Origin of the sequence: Peribacillus simplex (genome assembly GCF_001578185.1) — a bacterium.
Taxonomy (GTDB): Bacteria; Bacillota; Bacilli; order Bacillales; family DSM-1321; genus Peribacillus; species Peribacillus simplex_A.
In genome coordinates this window covers 5,176,322-5,192,636 of sequence record NZ_CP011008.1, presented here as the reverse complement: position 1 = coordinate 5,192,636, position 16,315 = coordinate 5,176,322, and the positions used below count along the sequence as shown (strand labels likewise).

Here is a 16,315-nt window from a genome sequence, read left to right as displayed (position 1 = left end):
GGAGGGGTTTTCATGAGCATTCAAAAAGTGATGGTCATTGGTGCGGGACAGATGGGATCTGGCATTGCCCAGGTTTGTGCAATGAGCGGTTATGAAGTACTTTTACACGATTTAAAAGAAGAATATGTAGAAAAGGGACTAGGGACAATTACCAAGAATCTTTCCCGTCAAGTAGAAAAAGGGAAAATGGGGCCCGGGGAAAAAGATGCGATCCTTTCCCGTTTGACATCATCGACGGATTTAAAAAATGCAGCTGCCGTTGATTTAGTGATTGAAGCGGCAGTGGAAAATATGGAAATAAAAACAAAAATATTCGCCGAGCTGGATGAAATCACGCCGCAGCAGGTCATTCTTGCATCCAATACTTCTTCGCTTCCGATTACTGAGATAGCCGCTGCCACGAATAGGCCGGAAAAGGTAATTGGCATGCATTTTATGAACCCCGTTCCAGTCATGAAGCTGGTTGAGATCATCCGTGGCCTTGCTACATCGGATGAAGTTTATAAAGAGGTAGAAAAGATGGCTGAAACCTTGAACAAGGTACCGGTGGAAGTCAATGATTTTCCAGGTTTTGTAGCGAATCGGATTTTGATGCCGATGATCAATGAGGCCATCTATACACTTTATGAGGGCGTCGCTACTAAAGAGGCGATTGACGATGTAATGAAGTTGGGAATGAACCATCCCATGGGCCCGCTTACGCTAGCTGACTTCATTGGGCTCGATACATGCTTATACATAATGGAAACCCTTCACCAAGGACTGGGAGACGATAAATACCGACCGTGTCCGCTGTTAAGGAAATATGTGAAAGCAGGGTGGCTAGGCAAGAAAGCAGGACGTGGATTTTATGAATATAACCAATCATAGAAAGCATTTGCAGCTAGGGAGGAGTGAAGGAATGGATTTCAAGTTTACCGAAGAACAGGAAATGATGCGGAAGATGGTAAGCAATTTTGCAGAAAATGAGATTACACCTCATATCGAGACAATGGAAAGGGGAGTGTTTCCAAAAACGATCCTGCAAAAAATGGGTGGGCTTGGTTTGATGGGAATCCCCATTCCAGAAAAATACGGTGGCGCAGGTATGGATTTCATGTCGTATATCATCGCCATCAATGAGATTTCCAAAGTAAGTCCAACTCTTGGTGTCATACTGTCCGTTCATACTTCTGTTGGCACAAACCCAATCGTTTATTTTGGAACGGAAGAGCAGAAGCAAAAATATGTGCCTAAGTTAGCCGCTGGTGAATATCTGGGCGCCTTTTGCTTAACTGAGCAAAGTTCGGGTTCAGATGCCGCGAGCTTGAAATCCAAGGCAGTAGCAGTAAAGGAAGACGGAAAATATCGAATAAATGGGTCCAAGGTTTTTATCACCAACGGCGGGGAAGCGGATGTGTTTATTGTTTTTGCTTCAACCGACCCTCAGAAGGGAAGCAAGGGAATCTCTGCTTTTATCGTAGAAAAAGGGACGCCAGGCTTAATCATCGGTAAAGATGAACGTAAAATGGGCCTTCATGGTTCGAGCACCGTACAGGTGACGTTCGAGGATATGAAAGTGCCTGCTGCCAATCTCTTAGGCAAAGAAGGTGAAGGCTTTAAAATTGCAATGGCCAACTTGGATGCTGGAAGGATTGGCATTGCTTCTCAAGCTTTGGGAATTGCAGAAGGCGCCATGGAACATGCTGTCCAATATGCAAAAGACAGGGTTCAATTTGGCAAACCCATTGCAGCACAACAGGGGATCGGTTTCAAACTGTCCGAAATGGCAACAGGCATAGAAGCTTCAAGGCTACTGGTCTATCGGGCGGCGTATTTACGCTCAAGTGGATTGAAGTGCGGTAAAGAAGCGGCCATGGCTAAGCTATTTGCTTCGAGGACGGCTGTCGATGTGACGATAGAAGCAGTCCAAGTGTTCGGAGGCTACGGGTATTCAACAGAATATCCGGTCGAGCGCTATTTCAGGGATGCAAAGGTAACCGAAATTTATGAGGGAACGAGTGAAATACAGAGAATGGTCATCAGTAAGAGTCTATAAATACGAAAAAGACGGGGGACATGGTCATGCAATTTAAACTAACGGAAGAACATGAAATGATTAGGAAGATGGTACGCAACTTTGCCCAGAATGAAGTGGCTCCGACAGCTGCCGAGAGGGATGAAGAAGAACGATTTGACCGAGAGATTTTCGATAAAATGGCTGAACTTGGACTGACAGGGATTCCGTGGCCAGAGGAATACGGCGGAATTGGAAGCGATTACTTAGCGTATTGCATAGCGATTGAGGAACTTTCCCGCGTTTGCGCTTCTACTGGAGTGACTCTATCAGCCCATACTTCGCTTGCAGGGTGGCCAATATATAAATTTGGTTCTGAAGAGCAAAAACAAAAATACCTTCGCCCGATGGCACTGGGGGAAAAAATCGGTGCATACGGCCTTACTGAACCTAGCTCAGGCTCAGATGCAGGCGGTATGAGAACGTCTGCAAAGCTTGTAGGTGATGAATATATTATCAGCGGTTCGAAAATCTTCATTACGAACGGCGGGATTGCTGATACATATGTCGTCTTTGCATTGACAAATCCTGAATCGAAACAAAAAGGAACGAGTGCCTTTATCATTGAAAAGGACTTCCCGGGTTTTAGTGTTGGTAAAAAAGAGAAGAAGCTGGGAATCCGTTCATCACCGACCACGGAAATCATCTTTGATGAGTGCAGAGTTCCTAAAGAAAACCTTCTTGGAAAAGAAGGAGAAGGCTTTAAAATTGCGATGATGACGCTTGATGGGGGCCGTAATGGAATTGCAGCACAAGCTGTAGGCATAGCCCAAGGTGCACTGGATGCCGCAGTTGACTATGCAAAAGAGCGCGTACAATTCGGCAAGCCAATTTCTGCACAGCAAGGAATCGGTTTTAAATTGGCGGATATGGCAACAGGTGTTGAAGCTTCAAGGCTATTAACCTATCAGGCTGCCTGGTTGGAATCAGTGGGCCTTCCTTATGGAAAAGAGTCGGCCATGTCCAAACTCTTTGCTGGAGATACAGCAATGAAAGTGACGACGGAAGCCGTGCAGGTTTTCGGTGGTTATGGTTATACAAAAGATTACCCAGTGGAGCGGTATATGCGTGATGCGAAAATAACCCAGATCTACGAAGGCACACAGGAAATTCAAAAGCTGGTCATCTCAAGGATGATTACTAAATAGTATTGAAATCGAGGTTTTCCGATGAGGCATCGTCCTTACCGGAATACCCTTTTCAATTTCTTCGGAAGTATGTCTTTGGTAATTAATTGAAGGGATTCAAAAAAGGGGTTTGAAAATGGAAAAAAGAGAAGTTCTTGCATCGGTAAAGGATGAGCGGCTGGTTGAAAAAAGGCGTACACAAATGATTAAAGGGGCGGTCACCCTTTTTAAGGAAAAGGGATTTCATCGAACGACTACCAGGGAAATTGCCAAAGCCGCTGGCTTCAGTATTGGCACGTTATACGAGTATATCCGGACCAAGGAAGATATATTATATCTCGTCTGTGACTTTATCTACGATGAAGTCCAGGAAAAGCTTCAAAAAGAAATAGAACAGAGTGATGGGACACTTGAAAGTTTGAAGCTGACGATCGCTTACTTTTATAAAGTGATGGATGAAATGCAGGACGAAGTGCTGGTCATGTATCAGGAAGTGAAAGCTCTGACGAAAGATGCTTTACCTTATGTTCTGAACAAAGAAATTCGGATGGTGGGCATGTTCGAAAAGGTCATAACGAAGTGTGTTGAGAATGGGGAGCTATTGTTGACGGAAAAACAAATAAGCCTTGTTTCACATAACATTTTTGTTCAGGGACAGATGTGGAGTTTCAGAAGATGGGCTTTGCATAAAAATTACACGCTTCAAGAGTATGTTGAACTGCAGACGCAATTATTGATTCAAAATGTATCGCTTCAGAAAAGTCTCTGATATAAAAACGTTTCAATAAGGAGGAGCTAAATGAGTACAGTTGAGGTGTATAAACCGAAGAACCATATCAGATTCGTTACAGCATCGAGTCTATTTGATGGACATGATGCATCTATCAATATAATGAGGAGAATCCTTCAGTCCAGCGGGGCGGAAGTAATTCACTTAGGACATAATCGTTCGGTGGAGGAGATCGTGAATGCTGCCATCCAGGAAGATGTTCAGGGAATAGCCATGTCATCTTACCAAGGCGGTCATGTGGAATATTTTAAATATATGTATGACCTGCTGAAAGAAAAGGGAGCCGAGCACATTCGGATTTTTGCCGGAGGTGGCGGTGTCATCATCCCGAAGGAAATTAAAGAACTCCATGATTATGGGATTGCCCGCATCTTTTCTCCTGATGAAGGGCGGGAATATGGGCTTCAAGGCATGATAAATGTATTGATGGAGGAGTGTGATTTCTCGACTGTCAAACCATCTTTACAGGAACGCTTTGATGAATTGATTGCAGGGGGAACAAATGCCATTGCCCAATTTATTACCTTTGCTGAAAATAGACTCGACGCTTCAAAGGAATCTGCGGCAGCGGTGGAGAGTCTTTTTGAGCAGATCAAGACTTCCGAAAAGAAGGTTCCTGTTCTTGGGATTACAGGGACGGGCGGCGCTGGAAAAAGTTCGTTGACTGATGAATTGATACGGAGGTTCATTAATGAAATTCCAGACGAGAAAGTCGCCATTCTATCTGTCGACCCGACCAAACAAAAAACAGGCGGTGCCCTGTTAGGTGACAGGATTAGAATGAATGCGATTTTTTCAGAGCGAGTTTATATGAGGAGCCTAGCCACGCGTCATTCAAAAAGTGAGTTGTCTTTGGCGATAAAAGATGCCATTTCAGTCGTGAAGGCAGCTGGATTCGATCTGATCATCGTTGAAACGAGCGGAATTGGTCAGGGAGATGCAGAAATTGCCGAAATATGCGATGTATCCATGTATGTAATGACGAGTGAATTCGGTGCGCCTTCACAACTCGAAAAAATCGATATGATTGATTACGCAGACTTGATAGTCATTAACAAATATGAGCGTAAAGGCTCCGAGGATGCAAAAAACCAAGTTCAAAAACAATATCAAAGAAGTCGTACGCTTTTTGATCAAGATCCATCGGAAATGCCGGTATACGGTACAATAGCTTCCCAATTCAATGACCCAGGAACAAATGCATTATTCGCAGCACTGATTGAAAAGCTTAATGAAAAATCAGGGACGGGTTGGATTACTGCCTTTTCGAAAGAAGCGGATGTCTATAAGCAAAATGTCATCATTCCAACCGATCGCCGTTATTATTTACGTGAAATCAGTGATACGGTCAGATCGTATCATAAACGCGCGGCTGAACAAGTACGTATTGCCCGCAGGCTTTTCCAGCTTGAAGGAGCTATTGAAGCAGTTAAGGAAAATGATAGTAACGAAGGCATTGTGGCTTCTTTAGAGAATTTGAAAAAGGAAACCGCTTCAAATTTATCACCTGAATCTAAAAAAATCCTTTCTGGATGGATGGATTTAAAAGAAAAGTATGCAGGGGAGCAGTTTATAACGAGAGTCAGGGATAAGGAAATCGTCACAAAGCTGAAAACTAAAAGTTTATCAGGTTTAATGATTCCGAGAGTATCATTGCCTAAATATGTTGATTATGGAGAAATCTTAGGATGGGTATTCCGTGAGAACGTTCCCGGCTTCTTTCCTTACACAGCGGGAGTCTTTCCATTCAAGCGTGAAGGGGAAGACCCGAAGCGGCAGTTTGCCGGTGAAGGATCGCCCGACCGGACCAACAGGCGTTTTCATTATTTGTCAAAGGATGATAATGCTAAACGGCTAAGTACGGCTTTCGATTCTGTAACTTTATATGGCGAGGATCCTGATCATCGGCCTGATATCTATGGAAAGGTAGGGGAAAGCGGAGTCAGTATCTGTACGTTGGATGACATGAAAAAGCTTTATGCAGGCTTTGACCTTTGCCACCCCTCAACCTCTGTATCCATGACCATCAATGGACCGGCACCGATCATTTTGGCCATGTATATGAATACGGCAGTCGATCAGCAGATTCAACGGAAAGAAGAAGAGCTAGGCCGCCCCCTTACGGATGCCGAAGCAGAAGAAGTGCAGGCTTATACTCTTCAAACGGTACGCGGAACCGTTCAAGCGGATATTCTGAAGGAGGACCAAGGCCAGAATACTTGCATCTTCTCTACGGAATTTGCCTTAAGGTTAATGGGAGATATCCAAGCATATTTCATTGATCGGAAAGTCAGGAACTACTACTCTGTATCCATTTCTGGCTATCACATTGCTGAAGCGGGTGCCAATCCCATTTCACAGCTGGCTTTTACATTAGCGAATGGCTTTACTTACATCGAATATTATTTAAGTCGCGGAATGAATATTGATGACTTTGCCCCGAATTTGTCATTCTTCTTCTCAAATGGGCTCGACCCGGAATATACGGTTATCGGGAGGGTGGCAAGAAGGATTTGGGCGACAGTCATGCGGGATAAATATGGTGCGAATGACCGTAGCCAGAAGCTGAAATACCACATACAGACTTCAGGGCGCTCCCTTCATGCGCAAGAAATTGATTTTAATGATATTAGAACGACACTACAGGCTTTAATGGCACTACAGGACAACTGTAACTCGCTGCATACTAATGCGTACGATGAAGCCATTACGACGCCTACTGAAGAATCCGTACGCCGGGCAATGGCCATACAAATGATCATTACAAAGGAGCATGGGCTCTCAAAAAATGAAAACCCGATGCAAGGTGCCTTTATCGTAGAGGAATTGACGGATCTGGTTGAAGAAGCTGTACTGCAAGAGTTCGATCGGATCAATGATCGAGGCGGGGTATTGGGTGCTATGGAGACACAGTATCAGCGCGGGAAAATCCAGGATGAATCCATGCATTACGAAATGAAAAAGCATACGGGTGAATTGCCGATCGTTGGGGTCAATACGTATTTGAACCCCAATCCTCCTTCCGAGGAAGCTGTGAACAGCATGGAAATTGCCCGTGCAACAAAGGAAGAAAAGGAAGGGCAAATCATAAATCTCCGGGCATTCCAGGAAAGAAATAAGGAGTTCACGGATGAGGCGCTAACTAAACTGAAATTGGCAGCCATGAATGGGGAAAATATCTTTGCTGAACTGATGAACTGTGTGAGAGTGGCCAGTCTTGGCCAGATAACCAGGGCGCTATATGATGTAGGCGGTCAGTATCGAAGAAATATGTAGAGCAAGAAGGGGGGGGCACCGATTTTTTGGGGCCCCTTTTTTAAATAATTTCCGTCTTTTTTAACAAAATGAAGATTTTACCTTATAATTATTTGGAAAAGGGGCATAAATGAAGAATCAGCCCTATTGGAGTTGAGAAAATGAACCTGAAAATGATTGGGAAAATCATAGGTTACATTCTTGCCATCGTTATTTTAATTGAATTGTATGAGCATCAATTGGGTGCCATCTCTTTTTTTATCCTGACTGTTGTATTTTTTACGGCAGCCTTTCGCCGGAAATCGAAAAAAGAAAGTGCATGATTTTTTCTGCTTAAGGGTTCCGGTGAAAGATAGACATTTAGGTAAATCTGTGAAAGTATCAGATAGAACTAGCATAAACCCATTTAGATTGTTTATAATGGAGTATATGTCTAGCAGGAATTGTCGTTATTTTATCGAAATACTGTTTTAGATTATTTTTTTATGTGAAAAAACACGGAATTCAGTGTTTGAATAGAGAAGGGAAGTGCGGAATTTGAGTTTAAAAGAACACTCAAAAGAGCAATTATTGGAAATGTCCTTAATAGAGATGGCATATGATTTGTTGGTGGAAAGAAATGAACCGATTCCATTTAAAGACTTAATAAGCGAATTAGCTTCGCTGCACCATTTATCTAAAGCGGAAGTGGCAAAGAAAATTGCACAATTCTATACGGATTTAAATGTGGATGGCCGCTTCACTTCACTTGGGGACAACCGCTGGGGATTGAAAACATGGTATCCGGTTGACCAAATCGAAGAAGAAGTCGTGCATGTTGTAAAACCTAAAAAGAAAAAGAAAACGAAAAAGGCTGCTGTCGTTATCGACGATTTCGATGAACTTGAAGACGAAGATCTTGACTTTGAAGAAGATGTCGATGATCTGGATGAGGATGAAGATGACGACGATGATGATATTCTAGGTTCTCCAGTTATTGACGAAGTGCTCTTGGATGATGACGTGGATGATGATGACGATCTGGAAGAAGAAATAATTGAAGATGAAGCATTTGTCCTGGAAGATGATGAGGACGAAGATGAAGACGAAGAAGAGTTGAAAGAAGAGAATGACAAATAAATAATCGCCCTTGACTTTTTGAGGCGAAATTTGTAGAATCATTTTTGGGCTCCTTAAAAAAGGACACAATGATTAAATTATATCGCTCCCTTACTTTTATTGTAAGCGGAGCGTTTTTGTTTTTAATGATGGAATGAATAAATGACATCATTTTTTTATTTTTAAAAATGATTTCTCTTAGAATTGTAAAAACTATAGAGAACATATTTATGTTAACTGTCATTTAAGGAAATTTATTCTTGTTCATGTATCCTGCATGACTCTCACTAAAAACCTTTAAGTGATTAATGGTTTGTACAGATTTTATGGTTATAGCTTTAACCGCCTGTGTGGCGGAAGATTTGATGCAGGTTCAGATTAAATGATGTGAAGAACGGCATTCGAAGAAAACAATCTATAGGAGGATATAAGATGACAAAATATATTTTTGTGACAGGTGGAGTAGTTTCTTCCTTAGGAAAAGGGATAACTGCAGCTTCTTTAGGTAGACTTTTAAAAAATAGGGGATTGAATGTTACGATCCAGAAGTTTGACCCTTATATCAACTTGGATCCTGGTACGATGAGTCCATATCAACATGGTGAAGTGTTTGTAACAGATGATGGTGCTGAAACGGATTTGGATCTTGGGCATTATGAGCGTTTTATTGATATCAACCTTGGTAAACACAGCAATGTGACTACAGGTAAAATTTATTCAACCGTCCTGAGAAAAGAACGCCGTGGTGATTATTTAGGTGGAACAGTTCAAGTCATTCCCCATATCACGAATGAAATTAAAGAACGGGTTTTCCGTTCAGGTAATGAAACGAATGCCGATATAGTCATTACTGAAATTGGTGGTACTGTAGGGGATATCGAGTCTCTTCCGTTCCTTGAAGCGATTCGCCAAATTAAAAGTGATATCGGGATCAATAATGTTATGTATATCCACTGTACACTGGTCCCTTACATCAAAGCTGCTGGTGAAATGAAAACAAAACCGACACAGCATAGTGTAAAAGAATTACGCAGTCTTGGCATTCAGCCGAATATCATCGTTGCACGTACAGAAAGCCCAATTTCACAAGATATGAAGGATAAAATCGCTTTATTCTGCGATATCGATAAAAATTCTGTCATCGAATGTCTTGATGCGGATACACTTTACTCCATCCCTCTTGCGCTTCAAGCACAAAATATGGACCAAATCGTTTGTGATCACTTGAAATTGGACTGTGGCGAAGCGGATATGGAAGATTGGAAGGAACTTGTCAAAAAGGTAACTTCTTTATCAAAGAAAACGAAAATCGCTCTAGTCGGAAAATATGTTGAATTGCAAGATGCTTATCTTTCTGTTGTGGAAGCACTTAAGCATGCAGGTTACGCATTTGATGCAGATGTTGAAATCGACTGGGTGAATTCTGAAGATGTAACAAAAGAAAATGTTGCTGAACTTCTTAAAGATGCAGATGGAATCCTTGTCCCTGGTGGCTTTGGAGATCGCGGAATCGAAGGGAAAATTGCAGCGACCGAGTTTGCCCGTACGACAAAAACACCGTTCTTCGGAATCTGTTTAGGCATGCAGTTGGCATCCATTGAATATGCACGCAACGTCCTAGGATTGCCAGAAGCGCATTCAGCTGAAATTAAGGAAGATACTCCAGATCCAATCATCGATCTACTTCCTGAGCAAAAGGATGTAGAAGATTTGGGCGGAACACTGCGTCTTGGTCTGTATCCATGTAAGCTTATCGAAGGAACTAAAGCATACGAAGCATATAATGATGAGGTTGTTTATGAACGTCACCGCCACCGTTATGAGTTCAATAACCACTACCGTCAGGCTATGGAAGAGGCAGGATTTGTCTTCTCCGGTACAAGCCCAGATGGCCGTCTGGTTGAAATCGTTGAATTGAAAGATCATCCTTGGTTTGTGGCTTCCCAATTCCATCCGGAATTCACGTCACGCCCTAACCGTCCACAGCCGCTATTCCGTGACTTTGTCGGTATGTCTTTAAAGAGCAGCAAAAAACTTTAATAAATAAAAAAACAGCCCATGTGGCTGTTTTTTTGTTTAAGATAATTTTTCATTCTTCATCTTCATATTCTTTTATGATTTCTTCAAGAGTGAATTTAATCCCATAATAGGCGAAAAGAGCGGCAATGAGGGTAGGGTACCCATATCGATTTCCAGTTTCATCGGGGATCAACCCTCGTTGCATACGTAAATCTATATGTACGTCCGCCAACTCTAGAAGGGACTCCTCTTTAGAAGGAACGGATGTAGAAACTGCAACAAATGGTATATCATTTTCCTTTAGTTGTTTTGCCAGCATCAATGCTTCAAAATCATCTGAATGGCGAGTGAATATAAGAAATCGATCTTCCCTGGACATAGTTTCTCCCAATTCAAATCTTTTTGCCTTAGGAAAAGGTTCTGCCCCATCCAAAGCCTCCGATGTGACGCCCTGCATTTCACCAAATCCGTGAATGAACACTGAGCCATCCCCAATCGCCGCCTGAGCCAGCAGGCGGCCGGCATCCTCCATTTCAAAGGCTTCATTTTCAATCATTTTTTTAAATAAACCGCTTATCTGTGTCGAGAAAATTTTTAACATGATTAGAGACTCCTTTAAAAAATTATATCTTCATTATAAAGGACTTTCCCTTGCATTGACAGGCTTCTGGGCTTCTGATCCAAAGGGCTGAATTAACTAAATCGGTCGAAAAAACAAAAAAAATGAAAATCCTTTTAGCCATAGAGCAGGAATTTTGTTACAATTATCGAATATGAACATAGAAATCATGAATGGGGAATAAATGCGTTGGACTACAAGTAATTTGACGCAGCCTATGTAATGGCCGACTAGGCTAATACATTTAATTAAATAAATCGGGTAAGGGAGAGGTGATTAAATGTCAGGGAAAATATTAATAGTTGATGATCAATTTGGGATTCGTATTTTATTGAACGAGGTTTTACATAAAGAAGGGTATGAAACATTTCAAGCCGCAAATGGCATTCAGGCCCTGGAAGTGCTAAATAATCATTCACCAGATCTTGTATTACTGGATATGAAGATTCCCGGAATGGATGGCATTGAGATATTGAAGAGGATGAAAGTGGTCGATCCGGACATCCGGGTCATAATCATGACCGCATATGGTGAACTCGATATGATTCAAGAAGCAAAGGATTTAGGTGCAATGACCCACTTTGCAAAGCCGTTTGATATTGATGATATTAGAAAAGCCGTTCGTGAATATTTACCGATACAGTCAAGTTAATGGTCTTGATAATTTAATATTTTTGACTAAAGAATTGCCGCGGCTATCTTTTTTAAGATGGGCCGTTGTTTTTTTTGGAATAAAATTTGAAGCACGATATAGTGTATTTGTTGCTGTTTTTTTGATGTATTGATATGCTAAAAGAAGCGAGATATTCTGATTTATAAGCGTATGCTACTTTGGTTTTAGGGAATATCTAGAAAGAATTAACTTTAAAATAATTACATTCACTAGTAGGAGGAAATCAAATGCCTTTAGTTTCTATGAAAAATATGCTGAATAAAGCTCTTGAAGAAAAATATGCAGTAGGTCAATTCAATATCAATAACTTGGAATGGACTCAAGCCATTTTAGCTGCTGCAGAACAAGAAAAATCTCCAGTCATCCTTGGTGTTTCCGAAGGGGCTGCCCGTCATATGGGTGGTTTTAAAACGACTGTCATGATGGTTCAAGGATTGTTGGAAGACATGAAAATCACTGTTCCTGTGGCCATTCACCTTGACCATGGTTCAAGTTTTGATAAATGTAAAGAGGCTATCGAAGCTGGATTCACTTCAGTAATGATCGATGCTTCGCACCACCCGATTGAAGAGAATATCGAAACAACCAAGAAGGTTGTCGAATTCGCTCACGCACGTAATGTTTCTGTTGAAGCGGAAGTGGGCACAGTTGGCGGACAAGAAGATGATGTGATCGCTGATGGAGTCGTATATGCAGATCCTCAAGAATGTGAACAGTTAGTTAAAGAAACGAATGTCGATTGTTTTGCTCCAGCGTTGGGATCCGTTCACGGTCCATACAAAGGTGAGCCTAACCTAGGCTATAAAGAAATGGAAGAAGTACGGGATTTAACAAACAAACCTCTTGTTCTTCATGGTGGTACAGGCATTCCTACGAAAGATATCCAAAAAGCGATTTCTCTTGGAACATCAAAAATCAATGTGAATACGGAAAATCAAATTGTGTTCACAAAAGCCGTTCGTGAAATTCTGAATAACGATGCTGAAGTATACGATCCACGTAAATACATGGTACCTGGCCGTGAAGCGATTAAAGAAACTGTCATCGGCAAAATGCGTGAATTCGGTTCAAACGGTAAAGCATAAATAACAAAAGCAATATGGGTTTCATCCCTTAAATGTAAGATGAAATAGATGATAATTCCATTTGGGGGGGCACCCCCCTAATGGTTTCTTTTAGATGCAGACTGGAATCCGAGCTCTATTTTTTGAACAATTAGAATTCAGATAAAAAAATTGATTACATACGGAGGATATTTTATGAAATTCTTTATTGATACAGCAAACATGGAAGAAATAAAGCAAGCACACGAACTTGGCGTTTTAGCAGGTGTTACGACTAACCCGTCCCTTGTTGCAAGAGAAAAGGGAGTTTCTTTCCATGAACGGTTAAAAGAAATCACAAGCCTTGTTAAGGAATCCGTTTCTGCAGAAGTGATTGCGCTTGATTTTGAAGGAATGATGGCTGAAGCCAAGGAATTAGTTGCAATTGCACCTAATATCACGATTAAGGTACCAATGACTCCAGACGGTTTGAAGGCTGTTGCAGCTCTTACAAAACAAGGTGTCAAAACAAATGTCACCCTTATTTTCAGTGCCAACCAAGCATTATTGGCAGCTAGGGCTGGGGCAACTTATGTATCGCCATTTTTAGGGCGTTTGGATGACATTGGCCAAAATGGTTTGGATTTAATTTCGGATATTGCTGACATATTTGCGATCCATGATATCAATGCTGAGATCATTGCAGCTTCTATCCGCCACCCGATGCATATTACTGAAGCGGCTCTTAAAGGGGCACATATTGCAACGATCCCTTATAAAGTTTTAATACAACTATTCCACCACCCATTAACGGACAAAGGGATTGAAGCTTTCTTGAAGGATTGGAATTCTCGTACTGAAGCATAATGCCTTGCCGCTAAGTCGCTATAGATTGCACCGTTTTAAATAAAATTAACATAAATTAGAAATTTTTAGCTTTTTTTACATGAATTTTATAATTTTGTGTAAACTAAGGAACAGATAGTGAATGTTGTCGGATTATGCAATTTTCTTGTGGTAAAATATTACTTTTTGGAAGTAGCATCTAAGTGCTTAGCGTGGAAGGGAGTTTATTATGGAAAAACTTAAAATTGCCGGTGGCTATCCTTTAAAGGGAAGCATTCGTGTCAGCGGAGCAAAAAATAGTGCGGTTGCCCTTATCCCTGCAACAATTTTGGCGGACTCTCCTGTAACGATTGAAGGGCTGCCTGATATCTCGGATGTACAGATGCTGAAAGAGTTAATGGAGGAAATTGGCGGTGAGGTTTCCTTTGATGATGGGGAAATGACAGTGAATCCCAGCAGAATGATTTCAATGCCTCTTCCCAATGGAAGAGTTAAGAAGTTACGTGCCTCCTATTATTTAATGGGGGCGATGCTTGGTAAATTCAAAAAGGCAGTGATTGGCTTGCCTGGAGGCTGCCATTTAGGTCCTCGCCCAATAGATCAGCATATAAAGGGGTTTGAAGCGCTAGGCGCACAAGTGACGAATGAACAAGGAGCCATTTACCTTAGGGCGGACGAGCTACGGGGGGCACGCATTTATTTGGACGTCGTCAGTGTAGGGGCAACGATCAATATTATGCTTGCCGCTGTTTTGGCCAAAGGCCGCACAGTGATTGAAAATGCTGCGAAAGAACCGGAAATCATCGATGTTGCCACATTGTTGACCAACATGGGAGCGAAAATCAAGGGTGCCGGAACCGATATCATTCGTATTGATGGTGTGGAAAGTTTACATGGGTGCAAACATACGATCATACCAGATCGGATTGAAGCCGGGACTTTCATGATTTTAGCCGCTGCGGTCGGTGAAGGAATCTTGATCGATAATGTCATCCCCCAGCATTTGGAGTCATTGACTGCCAAAATGAGGGAAATGGGAATTAATATTGAAGCCGGTGATGATCAGATTTTTGTCTCACCAGGAGATAAATATAAGTCCGTTGATATCAAGACGCTGGTTTATCCCGGGTTTCCAACAGATCTTCAGCAGCCCTTCACTTCACTCTTAACAAAAGCAAGCGGTTCTAGCATGGTGACCGATACGATATACGGGGCACGATTTAAGCATATTGATGAACTGCGACGCATGAATGCGAAGATCAAAGTCGAGGGCAGAGCAGGCATCATTGATGGTCCTGTCCAGCTTCATGGAGCAAAAGTGAAGGCAAGCGATTTACGTGCCGGAGCAGCTCTGGTAATTGCCGGTTTAATGGCTGAAGGGATTACCGAAGTGACCGGGCTTGAACATATAGATCGCGGATATAGCCATCTGGTTGAAAAACTTTCAGGTTTGGGAGCAACGATTTGGCGTGAAGAAATGACGCAAGAAGAGGTGGAGCAGCTTAAAAGCTGATCCCTTTTCTTGTTACCCCATTGTGTTACTATATATGATATAATGTGTTATACTAATATATAAATAAATCATGCTAGTGTACATGAGGGGGAACCGGAAATGGAAAGAAGTTTATCGATGGAGCTTGTCCGCGTAACAGAGGCGGCGGCACTGAATTCTGCTCGTTGGATGGGAAGAGGAATGAAAGACGAAGCAGATGATGCAGCAACAACTGCAATGAGGGATGTTTTCAATACAATACCCATGCAAGGGACGGTTGTAATCGGTGAAGGGGAAATGGATGAAGCGCCAATGCTTTATATTGGTGAAAAGCTTGGTACTGGTCTTGGGCCACTAGTGGATGTTGCAGTTGATCCTTTGGAAGGAACGAACATCGTTGCATCTGGCGGCTGGAATGCATTGGCTGTATTGGCGATAGCAGATAAGGGGAACTTGCTTCATGCCCCGGATATGTATATGGATAAAATAGCCGTTGGTCCCGAGGCTGTTGGTCAGATTGATATCAATGCTTCTGTGTTGGACAACCTGAAAGCGGTAGCCAAGGCAAAAAATAAAGATATCCAAGACGTAGTCGCAACAGTTTTGAACCGTGATCGTCATTCGAAGATCATTCACGAACTTCGTGAGGCAGGGGCACGTATCAAGTTGATCAACGATGGGGATGTAGCAGGTGCCATCAATACGGCCTTCGATCTTACCGGTGTTGACATCTTATTCGGATCTGGCGGAGCTCCAGAGGGAGTTATTGCAGCTGTTGCCTTGAAATGCCTCGGAGGAGAAATTCAAGGTAAACTTATTCCTCAAAGTGATGAAGAAGTGGAACGCTGTGTAAAAATGGGCCTTGATTTAGGAAGAGTCCTCAGAATGGAAGACCTTGTTCGCGGAGATGACGCAATCTTTGCTGCAACAGGTGTGACTGATGGAGAGCTTTTACGAGGTGTACAATTTAAAGGAAATTACGGCGAAACACAATCCGTAGTCATGCGTGCTAAATCTGGAACCGTTCGTTTCATTGATGGACGTCACAGTCTTAAAATTAAACCGAATGGTCTGATTGACTAAGAACGTTTTTTAGAAAAGATCACAGCTAAAAAGCGAGCGGGTACATCGCTCGCTTTCTCTTTTAAAAAATTTAAGTTGAATAATTAAAATAAAAAAAGTAAAATAAAGCTTGGTTTACTATTAATTGATTTATATATAAAATCTGCCCTTTCACTCCAAACTTCAAGAAGCCTTCAAATAATTTTCTTCTTTACATGTAAAAATGTATCATCCT

Annotated in this window: 14 protein-coding genes; 13 read left to right on the top strand and 1 reads right to left on the bottom strand. The window is 41.9% G+C overall.

What is annotated here, in order from left to right; all coding sequences use genetic code 11:
- Positions 1 to 12: 12 nt before the first annotated feature.
- The 8 genes from UP17_RS24345 to UP17_RS24315 all read left to right on the top strand — a co-directional run bounded on the left by UP17_RS24345 (position 13) and on the right by UP17_RS24315 (position 10,366).
- Complete coding sequence (locus UP17_RS24345; RefSeq protein ID WP_061465754.1) at positions 13 to 870, top strand: 3-hydroxybutyryl-CoA dehydrogenase; 858 nt, start codon at positions 13 to 15, stop codon at positions 868 to 870.
- 31 nt (positions 871 to 901) lie between these two features.
- Entirely contained in the window at positions 902 to 2,038 is a 1,137-nt protein-coding gene (locus UP17_RS24340; protein WP_061465753.1) for an acyl-CoA dehydrogenase, read from the top strand.
- 26 nt (positions 2,039 to 2,064) lie between these two features.
- Positions 2,065 to 3,204: an acyl-CoA dehydrogenase gene (locus tag UP17_RS24335; RefSeq protein ID WP_061465751.1), complete on the top strand. Its 1,140-nt coding sequence runs from the start codon at positions 2,065 to 2,067 to the stop codon at positions 3,202 to 3,204.
- 115 nt (positions 3,205 to 3,319) lie between these two features.
- Positions 3,320 to 3,952: a TetR/AcrR family transcriptional regulator gene (locus tag UP17_RS24330; RefSeq protein ID WP_061465749.1), complete on the top strand. Its 633-nt coding sequence runs from the start codon at positions 3,320 to 3,322 to the stop codon at positions 3,950 to 3,952.
- Between the two features lie 30 nt (positions 3,953 to 3,982).
- Positions 3,983 to 7,249 (top strand): fused isobutyryl-CoA mutase/GTPase IcmF, encoded by a 3,267-nt coding sequence (gene icmF / locus UP17_RS24325; protein WP_061465747.1) that lies wholly within the window; start codon positions 3,983 to 3,985, stop codon positions 7,247 to 7,249.
- 140 nt (positions 7,250 to 7,389) lie between these two features.
- Positions 7,390 to 7,551: a hypothetical protein gene (locus tag UP17_RS28070; RefSeq protein WP_155727492.1), complete on the top strand. Its 162-nt coding sequence runs from the start codon at positions 7,390 to 7,392 to the stop codon at positions 7,549 to 7,551.
- Positions 7,552 to 7,765: 214 nt separating this feature from the next.
- The gene (gene rpoE / locus UP17_RS24320) at positions 7,766 to 8,347 is read left to right on the top strand and encodes a DNA-directed RNA polymerase subunit delta (RefSeq protein WP_061465745.1); all 582 of its coding nucleotides are present in this window, start codon (positions 7,766 to 7,768) and stop codon (positions 8,345 to 8,347) included.
- Positions 8,348 to 8,758: 411 nt separating this feature from the next.
- Entirely contained in the window at positions 8,759 to 10,366 is a 1,608-nt protein-coding gene (locus UP17_RS24315; RefSeq protein WP_061465744.1) for a CTP synthase, read from the top strand.
- Positions 10,367 to 10,415: 49 nt separating this feature from the next.
- Here UP17_RS24315 and UP17_RS24310 read toward each other — a convergent pair whose 3' ends face one another.
- Positions 10,416 to 10,946, bottom strand: coding sequence for a DUF2529 domain-containing protein (locus UP17_RS24310; RefSeq protein WP_061465742.1), 531 nt, complete (start codon positions 10,944 to 10,946; stop codon positions 10,416 to 10,418).
- Positions 10,947 to 11,244: 298 nt separating this feature from the next.
- Between UP17_RS24310 and UP17_RS24305 the strand changes: the two genes are divergently transcribed.
- From UP17_RS24305 to glpX, 5 genes are all read left to right on the top strand, one after another.
- Complete coding sequence (locus tag UP17_RS24305) at positions 11,245 to 11,616, top strand: response regulator (protein WP_061465740.1); 372 nt, start codon at positions 11,245 to 11,247, stop codon at positions 11,614 to 11,616.
- A gap of 248 nt (positions 11,617 to 11,864) precedes the next feature.
- Complete coding sequence (locus UP17_RS24300; protein WP_061465738.1) at positions 11,865 to 12,722, top strand: class II fructose-bisphosphate aldolase; 858 nt, start codon at positions 11,865 to 11,867, stop codon at positions 12,720 to 12,722.
- 174 nt (positions 12,723 to 12,896) lie between these two features.
- Entirely contained in the window at positions 12,897 to 13,547 is a 651-nt protein-coding gene (fsa, locus tag UP17_RS24295) for a fructose-6-phosphate aldolase (RefSeq protein WP_061465736.1), read from the top strand.
- A 208-nt stretch (positions 13,548 to 13,755) separates the two neighbouring features.
- A complete protein-coding gene (locus UP17_RS24290; RefSeq protein WP_061465734.1) occupies positions 13,756 to 15,039 on the top strand; it encodes a UDP-N-acetylglucosamine 1-carboxyvinyltransferase in 1,284 nt (427 codons plus the stop codon).
- Positions 15,040 to 15,138: 99 nt separating this feature from the next.
- Positions 15,139 to 16,101: a class II fructose-bisphosphatase gene (glpX, locus tag UP17_RS24285; protein WP_061465732.1), complete on the top strand. Its 963-nt coding sequence runs from the start codon at positions 15,139 to 15,141 to the stop codon at positions 16,099 to 16,101.
- Positions 16,102 to 16,315: the final 214 nt, after the last annotated feature.